At 44.0% G+C, this 20,423-nt stretch carries 18 protein-coding genes and 3 pseudogenes; 4 read left to right on the top strand and 17 right to left on the bottom strand.

All coding sequences use genetic code 11. The annotated features are described in order from the left end of the window. Positions 1-13 precede the first annotated feature (13 nt). A complete protein-coding gene (locus ETP43_RS00970; RefSeq protein WP_129256815.1) occupies positions 14-2,167 on the bottom strand; it encodes a glycoside hydrolase family 3 N-terminal domain-containing protein in 2,154 nt (717 codons plus the stop codon). 90 nt (positions 2,168-2,257) lie between these two features. Here ETP43_RS00970 and ETP43_RS18165 point away from each other — a divergent pair. Continuing rightward, positions 2,258-2,446, top strand: a pseudogene (locus ETP43_RS18165) (DUF6783 domain-containing protein); the annotation flags it as partial. Here ETP43_RS18165 and ETP43_RS18160 read toward each other — a convergent pair. From ETP43_RS18160 to ETP43_RS16980, 12 genes and pseudogenes are all read right to left on the bottom strand, one after another. Next, positions 2,423-2,482 (bottom strand): annotated as a pseudogene (locus ETP43_RS18160) (DUF6783 domain-containing protein); the annotation flags it as partial. The pseudogenes ETP43_RS18165 and ETP43_RS18160 overlap by 24 nt on opposite strands. 42 nt (positions 2,483-2,524) lie before the next feature. Further along, a complete protein-coding gene (locus ETP43_RS00965) occupies positions 2,525-3,601 on the bottom strand; it encodes a Gfo/Idh/MocA family protein (protein ID WP_106493485.1) in 1,077 nt (358 codons plus the stop codon). Between the two features lie 167 nt (positions 3,602-3,768). Continuing rightward, positions 3,769-4,689, bottom strand: a complete 921-nt coding sequence (locus ETP43_RS00960) for a sugar phosphate isomerase/epimerase family protein (protein WP_129256814.1) — start codon at positions 4,687-4,689, stop codon at positions 3,769-3,771. 42 nt (positions 4,690-4,731) lie between these two features. Beyond that, a complete protein-coding gene (locus ETP43_RS00955) occupies positions 4,732-5,610 on the bottom strand; it encodes a sugar phosphate isomerase/epimerase family protein (protein WP_129256813.1) in 879 nt (292 codons plus the stop codon). Between the two features lie 200 nt (positions 5,611-5,810). Continuing rightward, positions 5,811-6,875, bottom strand: a complete 1,065-nt coding sequence (locus ETP43_RS00950) for a Gfo/Idh/MocA family protein (RefSeq protein ID WP_129256812.1) — start codon at positions 6,873-6,875, stop codon at positions 5,811-5,813. Positions 6,876-6,931: 56 nt separating this feature from the next. After that, complete coding sequence (locus ETP43_RS00945; RefSeq protein ID WP_129256811.1) at positions 6,932-7,564, bottom strand: type 2 periplasmic-binding domain-containing protein; 633 nt, start codon at positions 7,562-7,564, stop codon at positions 6,932-6,934. Continuing rightward, entirely contained in the window at positions 7,537-8,637 is a 1,101-nt protein-coding gene (locus ETP43_RS00940) for an extracellular solute-binding protein (protein ID WP_129256810.1), read from the bottom strand. Before ETP43_RS00940 ends, ETP43_RS00945 begins: the two co-directional genes overlap by 28 nt. A gap of 14 nt (positions 8,638-8,651) precedes the next feature. Then, complete coding sequence (locus ETP43_RS00935; RefSeq protein ID WP_129256809.1) at positions 8,652-9,536, bottom strand: carbohydrate ABC transporter permease; 885 nt, start codon at positions 9,534-9,536, stop codon at positions 8,652-8,654. Positions 9,537-9,548: 12 nt separating this feature from the next. Beyond that, on the bottom strand, positions 9,549-10,439 hold the full coding sequence (locus ETP43_RS00930) for an ABC transporter permease (RefSeq protein ID WP_117522993.1): 891 nt from the start codon (positions 10,437-10,439) through the stop codon (positions 9,549-9,551). Positions 10,440-10,550: 111 nt separating this feature from the next. Then, the gene (locus ETP43_RS00925; RefSeq protein ID WP_129256808.1) at positions 10,551-11,561 is read right to left on the bottom strand and encodes a response regulator transcription factor; all 1,011 of its coding nucleotides are present in this window, start codon (positions 11,559-11,561) and stop codon (positions 10,551-10,553) included. Beyond that, positions 11,558-13,351, bottom strand: a complete 1,794-nt coding sequence (locus ETP43_RS00920) for a sensor histidine kinase (RefSeq protein ID WP_164979550.1) — start codon at positions 13,349-13,351, stop codon at positions 11,558-11,560. The genes ETP43_RS00925 and ETP43_RS00920 overlap by 4 nt, the downstream gene beginning before the upstream one ends. A gap of 500 nt (positions 13,352-13,851) precedes the next feature. Next, entirely contained in the window at positions 13,852-14,157 is a 306-nt protein-coding gene (locus tag ETP43_RS16980; protein WP_164979549.1) for a hypothetical protein, read from the bottom strand. A 283-nt stretch (positions 14,158-14,440) separates the two neighbouring features. Here ETP43_RS16980 and ETP43_RS00915 point away from each other — a divergent pair, with 283 nt between their 5' ends. The 3 genes and pseudogenes from ETP43_RS00915 to ETP43_RS00905 form a co-directional block, all read left to right on the top strand. Beyond that, positions 14,441-16,081, top strand: a complete 1,641-nt coding sequence (locus ETP43_RS00915; RefSeq protein WP_129256806.1) for a SulP family inorganic anion transporter — start codon at positions 14,441-14,443, stop codon at positions 16,079-16,081. Between the two features lie 195 nt (positions 16,082-16,276). Continuing rightward, a complete protein-coding gene (locus tag ETP43_RS00910) occupies positions 16,277-17,656 on the top strand; it encodes an MATE family efflux transporter (protein ID WP_129256805.1) in 1,380 nt (459 codons plus the stop codon). Beyond that, positions 17,652-17,894, top strand: a pseudogene (locus tag ETP43_RS00905) (DapH/DapD/GlmU-related protein); the annotation flags it as partial. The gene ETP43_RS00910 and the pseudogene ETP43_RS00905, both read left to right, overlap by 5 nt. A 111-nt stretch (positions 17,895-18,005) precedes the next feature. Here ETP43_RS00905 and ETP43_RS00900 read toward each other — a convergent pair. The 4 genes from ETP43_RS00900 to ETP43_RS00890 are packed head-to-tail and all read right to left on the bottom strand — an operon-like array spanning position 18,006 to position 20,408. Continuing rightward, positions 18,006-18,230: a DUF3791 domain-containing protein gene (locus ETP43_RS00900; RefSeq protein WP_118576149.1), complete on the bottom strand. Its 225-nt coding sequence runs from the start codon at positions 18,228-18,230 to the stop codon at positions 18,006-18,008. After that, positions 18,227-18,388 (bottom strand): hypothetical protein, encoded by a 162-nt coding sequence (locus tag ETP43_RS16975; protein ID WP_181951970.1) that lies wholly within the window; start codon positions 18,386-18,388, stop codon positions 18,227-18,229. The genes ETP43_RS00900 and ETP43_RS16975 overlap by 4 nt, the downstream gene beginning before the upstream one ends. A gap of 28 nt (positions 18,389-18,416) precedes the next feature. Continuing rightward, on the bottom strand, positions 18,417-19,631 hold the full coding sequence (gene thiH, locus ETP43_RS00895; RefSeq protein ID WP_117523021.1) for a 2-iminoacetate synthase ThiH: 1,215 nt from the start codon (positions 19,629-19,631) through the stop codon (positions 18,417-18,419). 3 nt (positions 19,632-19,634) lie between these two features. Next, positions 19,635-20,408: a thiazole synthase gene (locus ETP43_RS00890; RefSeq protein WP_022172109.1), complete on the bottom strand. Its 774-nt coding sequence runs from the start codon at positions 20,406-20,408 to the stop codon at positions 19,635-19,637. Between the last annotated feature and the right edge of the window lie 15 nt (positions 20,409-20,423).

Here is a 20,423-nt window from a genome sequence, read left to right as displayed (position 1 = left end):
CTTCTCCTTATACTTAAATATCTATCTCACTGCTTCCCCATTCATGGTCGCTGCTGTTTCCTACACTGATTCGAAGCTTCATTCCGCAGCTGACGATTTTCATATTTTTATCATAATAAGAAAACTCTTTCGGGTCAATATAGAAATCCACATTCTTCTTTTCTCCCGGATCCAGAAAGACTTTCTGGAAACGGACAAGTTCTTTCTTCGGACGAACCACAGATGCATGCAATGTTTCGTAGTAGCACTGAACGACCTCTGCCCCCGCAACATTACCTGTGTTACTTACATTGCAATGCACATGAACTCTTTTGTCCTGTCCCATCCGAACTTCAACATCCGAAATATCAAACTCTGTATAGGATAATCCAAAACCAAATGGATATAATGGTGTATTGGGGATATCCATATATCTGCTGGTGAAACGGTTCTCCAGGTTATCCGCAGTAAGCACATGACCGGTTTTTATATCCCAGTAACTTATCGGCACCTGTCCCACACACCAGGGAATACTTACGGCCAGTTTTCCCGAAGGGTTGATTATACCATACACAAGATCTGTGATCGCTTCCGCTCCCATGGTTCCCGGTCTCCATGCCATAATAACGGCCTTGGACTTTTCTGAGATTCTCCGCAGATCCAACGGTCTTCCTGAGATGACCACTGTCACGATATTATCCGTGCGTTTTGCTATTTTTTCAAAAAGCATCTGCTGCTCTTCCGGTAAAGTCAGAAACGCTCTGCTGGCAGCCTCTCCGGACTGAGATTCATGTTCCCCAAGTACACATACAACGGTATCTTCCCGGGTTATCGTTTCCAGCCACTGCTCATCCATTTCTTCATCCGAATCATCCTGTTCCACCTGCCAGATCTTGCATTCTTCCTCAGAAAGCATTCTACAGCCCGGAATACATTCCGCATTCATCTTCTTATCTTGAAGAATAGCTTCGATCGTTTCAACAGGTTCATGCTCACCAAAGATTGCCCAGCGGCTCAGGAATTCCTTGGATGTCACATAAGGTCCTGCCCAGATGACTTTCTGTTTCTGAGACAAGGGCAGTATTTTTTCATTTTTCAAAAGGACGCAGCTTTCGCTGGCCATCTGATATGCTTTTGTCCGGTTATACAGGGTCAGTTTTCCGCTCTTTCCAAGACCTGCAAAGGGATTTTCAAAAAGTCCCAGCTGATTTTTCATCATCAGAACCCGGAATGCGCTTTCGTCGATAAAGGATTCCGGAATCTGTCCGTTCTTCACCAGTTCTTCCAGTCGGAACATATAAGCAGGACTCATCATATCTATATCCACTCCGGCTTCTATAGCCTGAACCGCCGCTTCATCCATATCGGCTGCCACACCCTGTTCTTCCAGCTGTCCGATGGAACCCCAATCTGAGATCACTGTACCATCAAATCCTTCTTTATCCCGCAGAAGTTCTCTGAGAAGTTCCTTATTCCCACTGATCGGTTTTCGGTCTATGGCATTAAAAGCGGTCATAACCATAGCTGGTTTTGCCTTCAACGCCATGCGGAAAGGTTTTACATACTGTTCCAGGAATGTCCGTTGGGATATTTCAACATCGTTATATTCCCGGCCTGCATTCACTGCTCCGTAACCTGCAAAATGTTTCAGACATGCTGCGATTCCTTCATCGCTTTTCTGCTGATAGCCATCTACCATGGCTTCTCCCATGACTCCGTTCACATATGGGTCTTCACCAAAAGACTCCAGCATCCTGCCCCACCGGGGATCCCTTGAAACATCGATCATCGGAGAAAAGGTTGCCTTAAGTCCTTCGGAAGATGCCTCAGAGGCAGCTATCGATGCTGCCTCTGACACCAGTTCCGGATGAAAGGAACATGCCTGCCCCAGTGGAATCGGGAAAATCGTCCGGCATCCATGGATCACATCTGCCATAAAGAGTAGAGGGATATGATGGGGATGCTGTTTCATATATTTGCTCTGAATATCACATATTTTTTCTTTACCGATCACTCCCAGCACGGAGCCTGCATACTGAATGACCCATTCCGGCGGTAATTGTTCGCCGACAACTCCGGTAAGCACTGCCTCTTTGTCAAAATATACACCGGTAAGCTGTACCATCTGTCCTATTTTTTCCTGCAAAGACATTTCTGACAGCAATTGCTGCAATTTATGTATTTCCATGATTACTCCTTATGTTTAATCTGTTGTAACTGTAAAGGTACTGAACAGTTACCATCTTTTTTTATTTCTTTCCACTACAGTGTTTCGTAAATAACTGTATTATTCACGCAGGATACGGATTCGAGTGCGCAGGTCCAAAATGTAGACGTAGCAGTCTACGCTAGAGCGTGTCTGAAAAAGGCTTTTCGTGAGCTGCGAGTCTCAGTTTGTGGGAGATTTTATCCGAATGAGGGCGGCGTAGCGGGCTACGGCAACCGAATGAGGGTAAAATATACCGCAAAGTGGGGCTTGCAGATTGCGGAAATGATTTTTCAGGCACGCTCTAAGGCTTTTAGACCTGCACGGTCAGATTACTTTTTAATCAAAATAAATTGTCTTACCGCTCTTTGCTGACTCATAGATTGCTTCCAGTACACGGGTGACAACTGCAGCCTGTGCAGGTTTTACTACCTGTTCAGCTCCGTCAGCAACGATGTGGTAGAACAGTTCCTGTTCATAATCCCCTGCCGGTTTTTCTTCTCCTGAGAAGAATGCTACTCCTTCACCGGATAATGCCGGTTTCTCTACTACCTGTTTATTGTGGTGGATGTAGTTGATCCGCAGGCCGTCTTTCATATCTGCTCCGGCTTTTGTTCCGCACAGACTTGTCTTGGCCTCATCAACTTCCAGTGTGTTCAGTGCCCAGGCTGCTTCCAGCTCAATCACTGCACCGTTTTTCATACGGATGAATCCGAAAGCGGAATCTTCTACACAGAATTCCTTCGGATCCCAGTCTCCAAAGGCATTTCCCTGATTGGTCTGGTCAGCCAGTTTGTGGAAGGTCTGTCCTGTTACAGATTCTACTTCATAGTTGTCCATCATCCATAAGGTCAGATCCAGTGCATGGGTTCCGATATCGATCAGCGGACCGCCGCCCTGTTCTTCTTCATTTAAGAATACACCCCAGGTAGGAACTGCTCTTCTTCTGAGTGCATGGGCTTTTGCAAAGTAGATCTCTCCCAGTTCGTCAGCCTTGCACATTTCTTTCAGATACAGGGAATCTGGACGGTAACGGTTCTGGTATCCGATGTTCAGGATTCTGCCTGTTTTCTCTGAAGTCTCCACCATCTTCTGTGCTTCTGCATAATTCTTTGCCATCGGTTTCTCACACATAACATCTTTTCCTGCTTCCATGGCTGCGATAGAGATCTCTGCATGGGAGCGGTTCGGTGTGGTTACATATACAACATCCAGGTCCTCTTTGATAAGCTCCTGATAGTCTTCAAATACTTTTGCATCTTCTGTGCCATATTCTTTTTTTGCTTTCTCTGCACGCTCTCTGATGATGTCACAGAAAGCTACGATCTCATAGAGACCACTTTTCTTCATAGCCGGAAGGTGTTTTCCGTTGGCGATTCCTCCGCATCCTACGATTCCTGCTTTTAATTTTCTCATGGTATTATCTCCTTTTTATTCCGTAGTAACTGTTCCGTATCTTCTGTCCCGCAAGGTATTTTATAACTTTATAGGTACGGAACAGTTACATACTGTAGTCAAGCGGATATTCACAATCCGCTTTGCTGCCTGCTTATAACCGGATAACTGCTTCGCAGTTTATTCGATCAAATCACGAACTGTTCCAGATATCTCTTGCTGAGGATCAAAGAATTCTCAACCTTTTCCTTGGAATCTTCAAAGGCCTTGTCCTCGACCTCGATACACGTATATCCGTCATATCCGATATCCGTAAGTGCTGATACATATTTTCCCCAGTCTACATCTCCGAGTCCCGGGAGCTTCGGTGACATGTATTCCAGCGGATATGCCATGATACCGCAGGATTCCAGCTTGTCTTTGTAGATCTTGATATCCTTATAGTGGACATGGAAGATTTTATCTTTGAACTCATAAAGCGGGCGGATATAATCGATCATCTGCCAGATAAAATGGGATGGATCGTAGTTGATACCCAGATGGTCGCTGTCCAGGATCCGGAATACTTCTCTCCAGATCGGCGGTGTTGTCATCAGGTTCTGTCCTCCCGGCCACTGGTCCTCGCCGAAAAGCATCGGGCAGTTTTCGATGGCGATCTTCACGTCACATTCCTCAGCCAGTTTTATGATCGGCGGCCAGATCTCTTTTACCAGTTCCAGGTTTTCCTGTACATTTTTGGTCTGGTCCCTTCCGATAAATGTGGTGACCATGCCCACACCTAATTTCTTACTTGCAAGGATCACCTGTTTCAGGTGTTCCACAGCGGCTGCGCTTTTCTCTTTATCTGCCGCCATCACGTTTGGATAATAGGCCAGTGACGAGATCTCCACTCCTGATTTTTTTGCATATTCCACGATATGCTCTGCATATGCATCATCCTGGTTGACCCGTTCCGCATCGATATGGCTTACACCGGCATATCTTCTTTCTGCTTTTTCCTGTGGCCAGCATGCCACTTCCACACACTCAAATCCCTGCTCAGACGCAAAATCCATCATCTCTTCATAGTTCCAGCTGTCAAGGATTGCTGTAACAAACCCAAGTTTCATAGGAATGCCCTCCTGTTTCTTTCTGTCTCTTTGATATCTGTATTATTTCTCCCATGGAGTTGGTGTGAACTCTCCGCCTCTGCACCATTTCAGATAGTTCAGTGCGTGGAGCTGTCCGGTCATCTCCAGTTCTCCCCGGTATACCGGATCATGATATCCCTCGATACAGATATCGTCCTCATATCCGTTGCTTCTCAGGATAGAAATGATATCTCTCCAGTTTGTGTCACCAAATCCAGGCATACGGTGCCATACGAACGGAACTGCTCCGGAGATACCGCCGTGTCTTACTGCATCCCAGTCGATGGTCGCATCTTTTCCATGTACATGGACGATCTTTTTGCACCATTTTCTCAGCTCTGTCACAGGGTCGATCAGCTGTACCATCTGGTGGGTCGGCTCCCATTCCAGACCGAAGTTGTCATTCTTTACTTCCTCAAACATCACTTCCCAGGCTTTCGGGTTGAAACCGATGTTGCAGGTAGCATGTTCCCAGGTTCCATCCATCAGGCAGTTTTCAATGCCCAGTTTCACACCTTTCTCTTCTGCAAGGTCTGCCAGTTCACGGAACACCTTTCCGAACTCTTCGTATGCGGATTCTACCGGTTTTCCTTCCCATGCTCCCGCAAAGGTGCTTACGTGGGTAGCTCCGAATTTTTCAGCCGTGCAGATCACCTTTTCCAGGGTCTTTCTGTGCTCTGCGTACTGGATCGGGTTACAGTAATATCCAACGGTAGTGATCTTGGAATCTGTACCGGCAAGGATCTTTTCTGTGTTCAGTGCCAGTTTGTCAAGATCTGTTCCTTCCAGTGACATATGGAAATTAAGGGAAAATGTTTCAAAGCCTTTTCCCACAAATCCTTTCAACCATTCTTCTGCCACGGGTCCCGGAACGCAGGTTCCGATTTTAATCTGTTTCATACTTTTTTCCTCCTGTTCTGTTACATGCACTCTCGTAGAACATGTACAACTATATTCTTATGGTAACTATTCAGTAGACATTATCCCTCGAGGTGTTTTGGCATGAATATGCCAAAATCCAAAGACACACAAACAAAAATGCCATTACCGAAGGTGATTTGAAATGCATTTTTGCCCGTAACTGTGAAGGTACTGAACTGTTACACCTGGTCCTGAAATTCGATCACCTGGTTTGTCTCCGCTGACCGGAAGATCGCTTCCATCAGTTTCATCACGCGCATCACCTGGAACAGTTTGATCTCAGGCTCTGCTCCGTCCCGGATCACTGCAACTACATTTCTGTGGAAGTCTGCAATATCTCCGGATACTTTTGGTAAGTCTTCTTTCACAATGGTATCTTCCCGTCTCGGTGCCATGGTCTTTGTCAGACCGGCTGCTGTCTTAACCGGTACTACCGTCTCTTCCGTCCTACCGGTCTTACGGATGATCTCACCGTTTAACTGCCAGTCCCGGATCACTGCGGTACCGTCTTCTCCCAGTACATACCATCTCGGCAGGGAAATATAATTGTTGGTGCCGACTTCCACCAGGACTTCCGTTCCACCTTCAAATGTCAGGATAGCAGTGAAGCCATCGTCCACTTCCTGGTTGGTGACATTGGTAAGTGAGGCGTATACGGTCTCGATCTTTCTGTCGCCGTACATATATAAGATCTGGTCCAGCAGATGTACGCCCCAGTCCAGAACCATTCCGCCCCCATGGACCTTTTCTTTTCTCCAGTCACCCGGAATACCTCTTGAACCATGAACACGGCTCTCGATCCGGAAGACATGGCCCAGTTTCTGCTCCTCTACCAGCTTTTTAATGATCAGGAAATCATCATCCCACCGTCTGTTCTGGTGTACAGTAAGTAATTTTCCTGTCTCTTTGGCTGCATTTTCCATCTCCAGCAGATCTGTGGAAGATAATGTCACCGGTTTTTCCGATATTACATTCTTCCCTGCATGCATGGCACGAATGGCGATAGGTTTGTGGCAGTCATTCGGAGTAGCGATCAGAACCACATCGATATCCGGATCTGCCAGCATGGCTTCTTCTGTTTCATATACAAAAAAGCCCTTCTCCTTCGCTTCTTCTCTCTTTTCTTCCTTGATGTCATAGATGCCACCGATTACAGCTTCCGGAACATTGGAAAGGATCTCCGTATGCCATCTGCCCATTCCGCCATATCCGATCAGTCCATAAACTACTTTGTTTTCCCTCATTTGGAACCTCCATCGTAAAAACAGCGGCTGATGAACACCATCAGCCGCTATCGCTTTTACTTACTTAATTCTTCGTTGATTTCTTTAAGAATCTGGTCACCGCCCTGACTCTTCCAGTTCTCAACAAAAGTATCGAATTCGCTGATATCTGCTTTTCCCATAACGATTTTTGAGAATGTTTCTTCTTCCATTTTCTTCAGATTGGCCCATTTTGTTTCCATGGTTTCTGTCTGACCGTTATATGCATTGTAAACAGGTACATATTTCTCATTTACAGAAGGAGCATCTCCAACCAGGATGGCCACAAGTCTCGGAAGGTTATTTTTGGCAATGTCACTGTCCAGATTCCATTTATCCAGGCTGAAGTCATCGTAAGGCTCTTTTTTCAGTTTTGTAACTGCTTCCATATCACTCTTTAACAGTTTGTGTGTTGAGAAGTCAACATCATCCATGGTGATTTCTCCGGCAAGATATTTGGTCAGAACATCATAAGACACTTCAATTTCATCTGCATTGTCATAGGTGTTGTACAGAGGATAGAAGTCCGCAGTACCCATCTCTGTGGTAGAAACACCTTCGTCTACCCATTTCTGCTCATTTTTGATCAGGTAATTGACAATCTTAAATGCAGCTTCCGGATTCTTGCATGCTTTGCTTGCTACTACATATTGTGTTGTAGGCTCTGCCATATGAGTGTAATAGTTTCCATCCTCAGACAATGGTGTAAAGTATGCCTGCCAGTCTGCCGACCTGCCAGTGTAGCATCTGCCACTGTGTAACCAGACCACCATGGTCCAAAGAAGATTCCAACCTTGCCAGCCAGAAGAGGTTCTTTACTGTCACTTCTTACAAGCATTTCCGGGTCGATCAGTTTATTTGTATACAGTTCTGAGATTTTTTCCAGTGCATCTCTGGTTTCCGGCTGGATAGAACCATACTCTACAGTTCCGTCCTCACCCTGCAGCCAGTACTGCGGATAAGACTGAAAACTGCTGAACAGCGGATCCAGACCATACTGATTTCCTCCGATCGCATTCATATGATCGGAATTGCTTGGTCCGAGAATACCAATCGTATCATCCTCTCCGTTTCCATCCGGATCCTGAGTAACAAACGCTTCTGCAACCTTTACCAGCTCATCCCATGTTCTCGGAGCCTCCAGTCCAAGTTTGTCCAGCCAGTCCTGACGGATCCACATCTCGTTGATTCCACCTGCTGTTATGGCCGGAGCCGGAATCGCCATCAGTTCTCCATCTTCATTGGTGATACATTTCTGCAGTTCTTCACCGCCGGATTTCACATAACTTTTCAGTGCATCTGAAGCATAATCATCAAAATACTTATCCAGCGGCTGGATCATATCGTATTTCAGAAGCGCTCTGTACTGTGTTGCATTTACGTTCATCAGCTCCGGAACGGTATTACTTCCGATACACAGATTCATTTTTTCTTCAAAGTCTGTGGATGATGCAACCCAGTCATATACAACCTCGATATTAAGATCTTCTTTCAGAAAATCTATGTATGGATTATCGTCATAAGTCATTCCATCCGGAAGCTTGGCATTCGGGTTCAGAGAACCACCAAGATGAACCGTTACGGTTTCCGGGTATTTGGACAGCGGCAGATCTTCTTTTGCTGTTCCTTCTGCCTCACTTACTGCCTCTTTCTGTGTGCTCTCTTCTGATTTTCCGCATCCTGCCAGTGAGGTAACGGCTAATGCCATTGCGCTGGCAAATGCGATCAACTGTTTCTTTTTCATTCTTTTTCCTCCTTTTATCCTTTTACTGATCCCAGTGTAATACCCTCTACAAAATATCTTTGCAGGAACGGGTAAACGATCAGTACTGGTATCATAGCTATAAATATTTTTGCAGAATCCAATGAAAGGTTATTTAATTTCATTGCCTGCGCGATCTGATCCACGTTCATCGTGGAATAATCCAGGGTTACTACCATCTGCTGGATGTAGGTCTGCAGTGGGTAACTGGTCTGTCTTGTACTTAAAACCATTCCCTGGAAGAATTCATTCCAGTACATAACCATGGTGAACAGCGCAACTGTTGCAACCATAGGCTTTGCCAGCGGTACATAGATAGATATCAGGTTTCTCCAGGGTCCGCCGCCATCGACAAAACATGCTTCTTCCAGTTCTGTTGGAAGATTTTTGAAAAAGTTTACTGCAAGGATTACATTGAAGACCTGAAGTCCCGTTCCCAATACCAGTCCAAAAATGTTATCCATCAGATTATAATTTTTCATGGTGATATACCACGGAACCGTACCTCCGTTGAATAACATGCAGAATACGAAGATCCACATAAAGATATCTCTCTTCGGGAACTGTTTTTTCGTTCTGGATAACGGAAATGCCGCCATAAGGATACATACCATACTGATTCCTGTTCCCAGTAAAACCCTTTTAATAGATACCAGAAAGGAACCGAAGAATGCGGTCTCTCCCATGATCTTCTTATAGGAGAGCAAGTTGAAGCCAACCGGCCAGAGAGCAACCTGTCCCGCATTGACTGCTTCTCTGCTGCTCAGGGATACACAGAGAACGTACCATACAGGTACAATACAGATCAAAGTAACTGCAATGAGAAGCACTACATTTAAAATATCAAAAATCTTTGATCCGAGACTTTTATTCTCAATCATAGTTACAACCTCCTAAAACAGTTTATAACCGGTAAATTTATCTGCCAGCCAGTAACCAACCGTAATTAGCACAAGACTGATCACAGATTTGAACAATCCAACAGCTGTTGCCAGTGAATACTGGAGATTTTGCAGACCGGCTCTGTATACCCATGTGTCAATGATATCTCCTGTTGAGTAAACCAACGGGTTATACAGGTTATAAATCTGGTCGAATCCCGCATTCAGGATATTTCCAAGAGACAGGATAGCCAGAAGTGCTACTGTTGTTTTGATACCCGGTAAAGTTACATGCCAGATTCTTTTGAATCGTCCGCAGCCGTCTACTGCCGCAGCTTCGTACAATGATCCGTCCACGCCCAGGATCGCCGCAAGATAAACGACTGTGTTATAGCCGAATCCTTTCCAGATATCCGTACCGATTACCAGAGGCTGGAAAAGCTTTGCTTCGCCAAAGAAGTTGACCGCATCGCCTCCGAACAATCCTATGATCTGATTCACCGGTCCTGTATACCCGAAAATATTCAGCACGATCTTCGCGAGAATAACCCATGACAGAAAATACGGTAAATATACGATTGTCTGGATCGGACGTTTCATTTTTTTCACTGCCAGTTCATTTAACAGCAAAGCAAAGACCAGCGGGATAATAATATTTCCGATAATCTTGCCAACGGCAATGACAACTGTGTTACGTAAAACCTGCGTAATGTCACTCATCTGAAACATATACTCAAAATTAGCCAGGCCAACAAATTTTGAATGGAGAATGCCCTGTCCCGGATTGTAATCCTGAAAAGCCATAACAATTCCGAACATTGGAACAATGCTGAAAAAGAACAGCCACAGTAATGCAGGGATCAGCATAATGTAATAGTGTTTCACAAATCTTTTGATGTACATGAGTAAACCTCCCTTCCTTTATGGATAGTTTATCCTGTAATCATATTTTTCACTAGACGATATTGTTTCAGATTCCACAGTCTTTTTTTTAATTCAAAAAAAATGTCCGAATCAAATCGAACATTTTTTTAATCTTCCTGCATATTCTGTTGGCGTACATCCGTATTCCTTTGAAAATACCTTTGTGAAATAATAAAAATTGTCATATCCCAGATCCGATGCGATCTGGGTGATGTTTTCTGTTCCTTTTGCCATCTTCCGGGCAGCTGCATGCATTTTTCTGCTGATCACATAGTTATGAAAGGTATCACCTGTTATCTCCTTAAATCTCGTGCTGAAATAACTTCTGCTCATTCCAATCTGTGTTGCTACCTCTTCTGACTTCAGATTTTCTTCTATATGCTCGTCTGTATACAGGATCACTCTTGCAAACATATAAATATCCTTTGTTTTATCAGTCTGCAGACACGTCTGATACAGATTCTCCTTCCAGTTTTTTACCCATTCCAGCATCTCATCCACAGAAGATAAGGATGGAAATTCAAGTTCTTCTCCTGTGAGTTTCTGGAAGCTGTGGAAACTTTTTATAAAAGCCCTTTCAGCAGTCCGCAGCTCCACGCCCCGGGTTATCTCGCACAGTCTGTTGAACTCACAGTCATTAAAGATCCATCTGGTATTCGTCCACTCTTTTTCCAGCCTTTTCTGGAGCCCGGAATCCTCCTTCCGCGGTTCTTTTTTCGACTGATTTTCCTTATACTTTCTTTCTACAAGTTCCAGAATCTGGTCACACTCATCCCCATCAAAGCTTATTTTGGATATGTAATCCAGGGCTCCCAGTCTCAGGGCACTCTGTGCATAACGGAAATCTTCATACATAGAAAAGACTACGAATTTCACCTCCGGATATTCCTTTTTACACATTTTCATCAGTTCAATTCCATCGATCTCCGGCATGTCTATATCCGTGAATACAATATCCACTTCATTATCCTTCAGAAATTCCAGTGCTTTACGGCCATTCTGGACATCCCCCACAACTTCAAATCCATATTTGCCCCAATCCATTATAGAAATCAAACCTTTTCTTGCCAGTTTATCATCATCTACAACCAATACCTTCATTTCTCCATACCCTCTTTTTCCGTCCCAGATCCTGTGATTTTGATTTTATTCCGAAGTTCTTCCTGTATCGGAATCAAAATTGTAATTTTGGTTCCATAGCCTTTTTTGCAATTAACAAACAGGTTCGTCTCTCCTTCATAAAAAGATTCCAGCATTGCTTTTACATATCGCAGACCGATTCCTCTGTTCCCATGCTGCATTTTTTTCACATCATAATCAAATGGTTCATTGATCTGATTGATCTCCTCCTGGGTCAGGCCATTACCACTGTCCAATATGGTAATGATCGCCAGTCCCCTGATATTATCCTCAAAGACCTGTATTGTAATCTTTTCATCGTCTCCAAGTCCATACCGTATCGCATTTTCCACCAGTGGCTGCAACAGCATCCGTACCGTCGGCTGTTCCAGATAACGCCCCTCTTCCACATTCATTTCTATTACAAAATCATATCGCATCTGTTCCAGTGCAATATAATCTTTCACAATATCGATTTCTGTCCGAAGTGTTGTCTGCATTCCTTCTTTTCCAAGATTATACGACAGCAGTCTTTTTAAGCGCTGTACAAATTCCGTAATATTATCCTGTTTGCTCATTCTTGCCATCCACTGGACGGAATTTAACGTATTGAGCAGAAAATGTGGATTGATCTGGTACAGGAGCTTCTCATATTCCGTCCGCTGAATATTTTTTTCTTTCTCCACAACATCATCTATCAGGTTCCTGATCTGTTCCTTCATCTGTTCCACTTCGTGCATCAGGTCATCGAATTCCTTGATCTCATACTCCTGTTCCGCCTCTTGTAAAGATCCATTTCCCACCTGAATCATCTGTTTTTGAAACTGATTGAGGGGTTTGCATATCAACCGGTAAAGGTAAAAAACCGAACTGGAAAAAATACCAAAAGCTGCCAGGATGATAACCACTAACTTCAGTCTCCACATATTCATTTCTTTCTGATAGGTATTCTCCGGCAGTGCAATGGCATTGACATATCCGATGGAACTGCGATACGCCATGATTTTGTATCCTTCCTGATTTATCACAGCATATCCTTCTTTTTCCGGTAATTCCGACAAAAGCTTCTGTCCCCGAACAATCACCGGATTATTGCTGTACTGTACAATGCCATTTTCATCCATCTCCATATAGGTATATGGCCATTTTTCTTTATTTAACCGATCGGAAACACTCATATCCGGCTCGATTTCTGCATAAATATCCAGTACCCGTTTGTTTCCAAAGGAAACTCTCCGCATCACGGATAGTACCGGCGTCTCCCTGATCCCCAGATAGGATGCATGCATAGCCTGCATGATATTCTCGGCACCTACTACCACTTTAGAGATTGTCTGATATGACGGATCCAGCACCCTGACGTTAAAATTCCCAATCAGTTCTTTTTGCTCTTTCGGATCGTAATATGCAATGCCAAGGAGCTTTGTGTTCATATATCCAAGTTTTATCAGTTCTTCTCTGAGAGATTTCTGCTCAAAATATCGATCATAGTTATCTTCCGCACTCAGATACCTTTCTGTCACACTTCCGATAAGCCCGTTGGGACTCATCTGATTGACAATACCGATCATGTCATAGTAATCACTGTCCATCTCCCGCGTGATCTGCTCCAGATATATCTGCATACTCTCCTGGATACTGTCATTCTGGATCATTCGGATCGTCATATACGACACGATCACTACCGCAAGAATACATGACATTGCACAGAGCAGAAGAATGCTTAGCATCTTTCTTTTCAGTGTCTGTTTCCCCCGTTTTCTTCTTTTCATATCAGATTCTCCCACTCCTGTTCCATCACCTTCCATATCGCCGTAAGGCTGCTGAACAGTTAACCTTTTTATCCTATTTAAAGAATATAGAACTTTTTTCCGAAAGTCAACTGTTTGCAAACTATCATTCTCATCGAAAAATCAAAGAGTTACTGTTCACTCCGTGCCCAGCAACACGCTGCGCGATGCACAGAATTTATGCTGATCGCATAAATTCGCGCGATATGTCTCGGGTTTTCTGTGACCTTCGCTCACAAAAAACACCTCGCGGGATATTACCAGTAAACAATAACATCAAAGAACAGAAAAAAATCCGTGGAGATAATTTTCTTTTAGAATTGAACAATTATATGTAATTCCAAAAAACATCTCCACGGATATTTTCAATTAAGATTATGACAATTTATGTAACTGTTCAGTACCTTCACAGTTACGAACCCCAATGCCTTGCGGGACAATGACTGCTGAATAATTACAATCACTCCTTATAATAGCCCGGATCAGAAATCATAATCATCCGGATCCAGCCCTGCTTCCTCAATCATCTCTCTTCTTTCATCCGGATCCATGTATTCCAGTTCATCATAATCCAGTCCTGCATCCTCAAATTCAGCCCTCACTTCATCTTCTCCGAACAGATCTACATCATCTTCATCGTCTTCATCGTCATCTTCGTCATCATCTTCAAAGAAGCGGTTCCTGTCTCTGTTCGCCGTATTATCCATGAACTGATACATTTCCATCCGTTCTACAGAATCCAGTTCTCCATCTCCGTCAAAATCAAACAGATCATCCAATTTATACATACTCCAACCTCCCGATTCTTTTTCATTATCCATTCAATTTAGTTAGTTATCTTCTATTATTCTCTTTTTATAATACCATTCTATAGCAAATGAATATACAAAAATCACAATATTTAACCAACTTTTTTGTAGCATGATGGCAACTATTCAGCAACCACCGGGCGGAGGCTGAGCAACTGCCAATTTTGTATATAAATGCAAACATAACCGTTTTATGTTATTTTTCCCTTTTTTCTATGCTATACTAAAGCAGCAAAATTAATATGAAAGGTCTTATAATTCTATGAATTCTCTAAAACCAATGCTGTTAACCTGTCTGAAGTCCTATGACAAGTCACAGTTTATCAAAGATGTGACTGCAGGTATCATCGTCGCGATCATCGCACTCCCCTTATCTATTGCACTTGCGCTCGCTTCCGGAGTTGGTCCTGAAGCCGGTATCTTTACTGCCATTGTAGCCGGTTTTGTAATCTCAGCTCTTGGCGGAAGCTGCGTACAGATTGCCGGACCGACTGCTGCATTTGCAACCATCGTAGCCGGTATCGTAGCACGTGACGGAATGGATGGACTTATCATCGCCACTATAATGGCGGGTATATTTCTTATTCTGATGGGACTGTTCCACTTCGGCAGTCTGATTAAATTTATTCCATATACCATTACGACCGGTTTTACTTCCGGAATCGCTGTGACCATCGTGATCGGCCAGTTGAAAGATTTTTTCGGAGTTACTTATCCGGATGGTGTAAAACCAATCGAGACAACGGAGAAAATGAAAGCCTTTGTCCAGAATATTTCTTCCGTAAATACCGATGCCCTGATCGTTGGCATTGTAAGTCTTGCGATTTTGATCCTTGCTCCTTATATTTTTAAGAAAGTTCCCGGTTCTCTGATTGCAGTCATCGTCGGAATCCTGATGGTTCAGTTTCTTCCGCTGAAGGTATCCACGATCGGAAATCTGTATACGATCAGCAACTCTCTTCCAAGTTTTCATATGCCGGCGATCAGATTCAGCACCATCAGTGCTTCCGTCTCAAATGCATTTACGATTGCAGTGCTTGCCGCAATCGAGTCTCTGCTATCATGTGTAGTTGCTGATGGAATGATCAACAGCAAACACCGTTCAGATATGGAACTGGTTGCCCAGGGCGCAGGAAATATCGCTTCCGCACTCTTTGGAGGTATCCCCGCAACAGGTGCCATCGCCAGAACGGCTGCCAATATCAAAAATGGCGGACGGACTCCCATCGCCGGAATGGTACACTCCGTCACACTCATCATCGTGCTGGTCGTTCTGATGCCTTACGCCGGAATGATCCCTATGCCGACCATTGCTGCGATTCTTTTTATCGTTGCCTATAATATGTGTCAGTGGCGAACCTTCCGCGACCTGGTCAGGACAGCTCCTAAGAGTGATATTCTTGTACTGATAGTAACATTCGTACTGACAGTTGTCTTTGATCTGGTCGTTGCTATCGAGATCGGTATGGTGCTTGCCTGTCTGCTTTTCATCAAACGTATGAGCGAAGAAACCCATGCAGACAGCTGGGTGTACACAGACGATGACACTCCGGATATCGATGAACATCTGCAGAAATTACCGCTGCAGATCCGTGTTTACGAGATCACCGGACCACTGTTCTTTGGTGCCGCCGATGCTATTGAACATATCGTTGTCAAAGACTTTACCAGATGTCTGGTTCTTCGTATGAGAGGCGTCCCTGCACTTGACAGCACCGCCATGAATGCACTTCAGAACCTGGTAAAAACCTGCGAGAGTAAAGGAATTACACTTGTATTCTCCCACGTCAATGAACAGCCCATGCACGTTATGGAAAAAGCCGGTTTTGTGGAACTTGTCGGAAAAGAAAACTTCCAGTCAAATATATCCGCTGCATTAAAAAGAGCTGAAGAGGTCATCTGACCTTTTCAGCTCTTTTTTGAACTCATTTGCAAAATCTGCTGATTGACGAATCCTCTATTGACTTTATATAATGATATGGGTGGCAAAAGTGAATTTTGACACTTACATCACATAATAAGTATATTAACGACGTTTTAACCAATCAAAGGAGTGTAACTGTTCTATACTTTTACAGTTTACAGATGAACCGACGACATGAAAAAAACATTTTTTACAAAAGATCCTTCTTTTTATCGTTCTTTTTTCAAATTAATGACAGTAATCGCGCTGCAAAACCTGGTGGCCTACAGCGTGAATATGCTGGACAATATCATGCTGGGAAGTTATAGCCAGAATGCACTTTCCGGCGCTGCGACGGTAAACCAGATTTATTTTATCGTAAATCAGATTGCACTGGCGATCGGCAATGCATTAATTGCAATCAGCTCCCAATACTGGGGAAGCCACCAGACCAAACCGATCCGAAAGGTGACAAAAGCCGCACTGTTATTCAGCCTGGCAATTGCCGCCGGAATTATCGCTTTATGTATTCGTATTCCGAATACACTGATTGGTCTTTTTACGACTTCACCGGATATCATAAGAGAAGGTACTGTTTACCTTCATATCATACAATGGACATTTTTATTTTTTATGATCAGCAACCTTTTACTGGCCATGCTCCGCAGCGTGGAGACCGTGAAAATCGCATTCCTTATATCCGTCATATCCCTGTTGGTAAACGGCGGAATCAATTATATCCTGATTTTCGGAAGATTCGGCGCACCGGAAATGGGAATCCGAGGTGCCGCCATCGGAACTTTCGCAGCACGCATACTGGAACTTGGAATCGTTCTTTTCTATGTATGGAAAAAAGACACAAAAGTCAAATTGTTTGATGAAAAATTCCGGGATGGTATTCTCGGAAAAGGCAGTGGTACTGTCTGGAAAACCTTTTTTAAAGTGTGTATTCCCATCCTGACTTCCGGTTTGTTGTGGGCAGTTTCCCTTCCTATGCAGACAGCGATATTGGGGCATCTTTCTGCGGATGCGATTGCAGCCAATTCCGTATCAAGCACCTTTTTTCAGTATCTGAAGGTAATCGTCATTGCGATATCCGGTGCTTCTGCTGTCGTGATCGGAAAAGATATCGGAAGCAATGACGAAGAAAAAGTACGCTGCAACGGACGTACCCTTTCCGTACTCTATCTGGCTATCGGACTCTTACTTGGAACTGTATTATTCTTACTCCGAAGTCCACTGTTATCCATGTACCGATTGACCCCTCAGGCCACTTTGTATGCAGACCACTTCATGATTATTATGAGTGTGATCATGGTTGGAATGTCTTATCAGATGCCGGTCGGAGTTGGCATCATCCAAGGTGGCGGAGATACCAAATTTTCGATGTATCTGAACCTGATCTCCGTCTGGTGCATTGTAATGCCATTGTCCTTCCTGGCTGCATTCTACTGGAAGCTGCCAGTAGAACTTGTGGTGATCGCTGTGCAATCCGATCAGATCTTTAAATGTCTGCCTATATTCCTGCGCTTCAAAAGCTACAAATGGATCCACAATCTGACAGCAATCGACTGATGCAATAACTCGTTTTGGTGAGCCAAAAGAAGATGGCTCATTCGAATTTTGCAAAACGCAAACAGCACCGGTTATCATTGGGAACAATGCATGGATTGGTGGCGGTGCTATTATTTTACCGGGCGTTACGATCGGAGATAATGTTGTAATCGGAGCCGGCAGTATTGTAACTAAAGATATTCCCGACAATGTGATCGCAGCAGGTAATCCCTGTAGGGTAATTCGTGCGAATCAGTAAAATTTCCTGATGTAAAACAGGCCGTTATTACAAATTTATAATGATAAACCTGTATTATCCACAGCTTTTTTTCGTGAATAATACAGGTTTATTTAAATGCATGCTATCATACTACCTGTCACTGCATCCTAATTCAGCATATTCCTGTTTTAATTCTTCCGCAAGATATGCATCGCTCATACAGTGCATATCTGAAACACCATCTCGAATCAGCTGATATACCTGGGAATGGTAAAAGAAATCCAATGCAGCGTCCAATGAAATTTCCTGCTGTCTGGCAAAACACTCTATGACACGACTATATTTTTTCTGAAGTAAAATCGGATTGGCTGTCATAACATCTCACTCCCTTCGAAATGTAACAGAGACAATGCTTTCTCTGTTCGGAAACACATCTGCATATTCGGCTTTTCATACCGCAGACGGTTAATAGCTTCTGTTTTATCCATGAATTTATTATATACCAGGGCAACGCGGAAATGATTACTGTTCATTACCTTGTTACTGTTCCCTGATCATTCCCTACACATAAATATAATCACTCATCACCGGCTGCAAATTGTTAGAAAGCAGTGCATCATAGACTTCTTCTACATTTCTTCCATCTGAGATCTCGAACTGGTCATCGCCCTTATCCTCGATGTCATCCACATGACTTCCGATTCCGGTGCTGACTCCGGCGGAGATTTTGGTCGCCGCGATACCTACCAGGTTGTCACGTACCCGTGCACACTCTCTCGTGGACACTGTGATACTTGCAAATGGCATAAATAACCGATATGCGCACACAACCTGCAAAAGCTGTTTCTCGTGAACATCCATAGGATTGATGCGATCGTTATTGATGATCGGACGCAGACGCGGACAGGAAAATGCGATTTCTGCATGCGGATATTTTCTCTGCAGAAGATAGGCATGGTATCCGGTCGCAAATGCATCCTTTCTGAAATCATCCAGGCCCAGCAGTGCACCAAATCCTACTCCGCGCATGCCTCCTCTTATCGCACGCTCCTGGGCGTTGACACGATACGGATAGATACGTTTGTGGCCTGCCAGATGAAGTGTTTCATACTTATCAGAATTATAGGTCTCCTGGAAGACAGTTACATAATCAGCTCCACATGCATGCAGATACGCATACTCATCAGAGTTCACCGGATAGATTTCAAGTCCGATCACTTTGAAATATTTTCTTGCGATCTTGCAGGCATTTCCGATATATTCCACTGTGGATTTGTTTCTGCTTTCTCCGGTCAGGATCAGAATCTCCTGCAAGCCTGTCTCAGCGATCGCCTGCATTTCTTTTTCGATCTCGCTTTCATTTAACTGGGCACGTTTGATCTTATTATGACAGTTGAATCCACAGTAAATGCAATAATTTTCACAGTAATTCGCAATATAGATCGGTGTGAACATATAGACGCTGTTTCCAAAATGTTTTCTTGTCTCAATCTGCGCTGCCTGGGCAATCTCTTCGATGAAAGGCAGTGCTGCCGGTGATAAAAGCGCCGCAAAATCTTCCGGTGTTCTGGAACTGTGTGCGATGGCCTGTTTTACGTCAGCTGCCGTATATTTGTCATAATCATACGCATGCATGGCATCTACGACCTGATCCAGGATCTCAGACCCAATATCTTCCATACCCGGCATATATTTCATATGATCGATTCTGTTTTTCTTCTGATCTTCCAGAATCTCTTCGCTTAAGATACTTTCATTGATATGCTGATTTTCCATGGTCTAGTCCTCCAAAAATCCGGTCAGCGGTGATGATGCACTTGCTCCTCTTTCGATCTGTCTTCCCAGACCGGAAAGGTAGGCGCTTCGTCCTGCTTCGATTGCCTTTTTAAATGCCTCTGCCATAACCGGCACGTCTCCGGCTGTCGCGATTGCTGTATTCGCCATAACGGCAGCCGCTCCCATTTCCATAGCCTCACATGCCTGAGACGGGCGGCCGATTCCCGCATCAACGATGATCGGCAGATCCATCTCATCGATGAGGATCTGGATAAACTCCTTTGTCGCCAGACCTTTGTTTGATCCGATGGGTGCTCCCAGTGGCATGATGCAGGCTGCTCCGGCATCTTTCAGAGCCCTTGCCGCATTCAGGTCCGGATACATATAAGGCATAACTACAAATCCTTCCTTTGCAAGGATTTCTGTTGCTTTGATCGTCTCATAGTTATCCGGTAATAAATATTTGGAATCGTGTACAACTTCGATCTTTACAAAATCCCCACATCCCACTTCTCTTGATAATCTGGCGATCCGCACTGCCTCCTGGGCATTTCTTGCTCCGGATGTATTCGGAAGCAGGGTTACATTCTCCGGAATGTAATCCAAAATATTGGCAAGTCCCCCTTCGTTTGCACGGCGAAGTGCCAGTGTGATGATCTGTGCGTCTGCTTTTTCAATGCAGGCTTTCACAAGATCCAAAGAAAATTTTCCTGATCCTAAGATAAATCTTGATGTAAATTCATGTCCTCCAAGGCTCCATGTATCTTTTGTACTCATAGGTTTATTTCTCCT

Origin of the sequence: Blautia faecicola (assembly GCF_004123145.1) — a bacterium.
Taxonomy (GTDB): domain Bacteria; phylum Bacillota; class Clostridia; order Lachnospirales; family Lachnospiraceae; genus Oliverpabstia; species Oliverpabstia faecicola.
This window is presented reverse-complemented; position numbering and strand designations above follow the sequence as displayed.

Bases quoted from the DNA above. Each gene is read 5' to 3' on its own strand.
- ETP43_RS00970 (WP_129256815.1), bottom strand. From the start codon at position 2,167: ATGGAAATACATAAATTGCAGCAATTGCTGTCAGAAATGTCTTTGCAG.
- ETP43_RS00965 (WP_106493485.1), bottom strand. From the start codon at position 3,601: ATGAGAAAATTAAAAGCAGGAATCGTAGGATGCGGAGGAATCGCCAAC.
- ETP43_RS00960 (WP_129256814.1), bottom strand. From the start codon at position 4,689: ATGAAACTTGGGTTTGTTACAGCAATCCTTGACAGCTGGAACTATGAA.
- ETP43_RS00955 (WP_129256813.1), bottom strand. From the start codon at position 5,610: ATGAAACAGATTAAAATCGGAACCTGCGTTCCGGGACCCGTGGCAGAA.
- ETP43_RS00950 (WP_129256812.1), bottom strand. From the start codon at position 6,875: ATGAGGGAAAACAAAGTAGTTTATGGACTGATCGGATATGGCGGAATG.
- ETP43_RS00945 (WP_129256811.1), bottom strand. From the start codon at position 7,564: ATGGCAGAGCCTACAACACAATATGTAGTAGCAAGCAAAGCATGCAAG.
- ETP43_RS00940 (WP_129256810.1), bottom strand. From the start codon at position 8,637: ATGAAAAAGAAACAGTTGATCGCATTTGCCAGCGCAATGGCATTAGCC.
- ETP43_RS00935 (WP_129256809.1), bottom strand. From the start codon at position 9,536: ATGATTGAGAATAAAAGTCTCGGATCAAAGATTTTTGATATTTTAAAT.
- ETP43_RS00930 (WP_117522993.1), bottom strand. From the start codon at position 10,439: ATGTACATCAAAAGATTTGTGAAACACTATTACATTATGCTGATCCCT.
- ETP43_RS00925 (WP_129256808.1), bottom strand. From the start codon at position 11,561: ATGAAGGTATTGGTTGTAGATGATGATAAACTGGCAAGAAAAGGTTTG.
- ETP43_RS00920 (WP_164979550.1), bottom strand. From the start codon at position 13,351: ATGAAAAGAAGAAAACGGGGGAAACAGACACTGAAAAGAAAGATGCTA.
- ETP43_RS16980 (WP_164979549.1), bottom strand. From the start codon at position 14,157: ATGTATAAATTGGATGATCTGTTTGATTTTGACGGAGATGGAGAACTG.
- ETP43_RS00915 (WP_129256806.1), top strand. From the start codon at position 14,441: ATGAATTCTCTAAAACCAATGCTGTTAACCTGTCTGAAGTCCTATGAC.
- ETP43_RS00910 (WP_129256805.1), top strand. From the start codon at position 16,277: ATGAAAAAAACATTTTTTACAAAAGATCCTTCTTTTTATCGTTCTTTT.
- ETP43_RS00900 (WP_118576149.1), bottom strand. From the start codon at position 18,230: ATGACAGCCAATCCGATTTTACTTCAGAAAAAATATAGTCGTGTCATA.
- ETP43_RS16975 (WP_181951970.1), bottom strand. From the start codon at position 18,388: ATGAACAGTAATCATTTCCGCGTTGCCCTGGTATATAATAAATTCATG.
- thiH (WP_117523021.1), bottom strand. From the start codon at position 19,631: ATGGAAAATCAGCATATCAATGAAAGTATCTTAAGCGAAGAGATTCTG.
- ETP43_RS00890 (WP_022172109.1), bottom strand. From the start codon at position 20,408: ATGAGTACAAAAGATACATGGAGCCTTGGAGGACATGAATTTACATCA.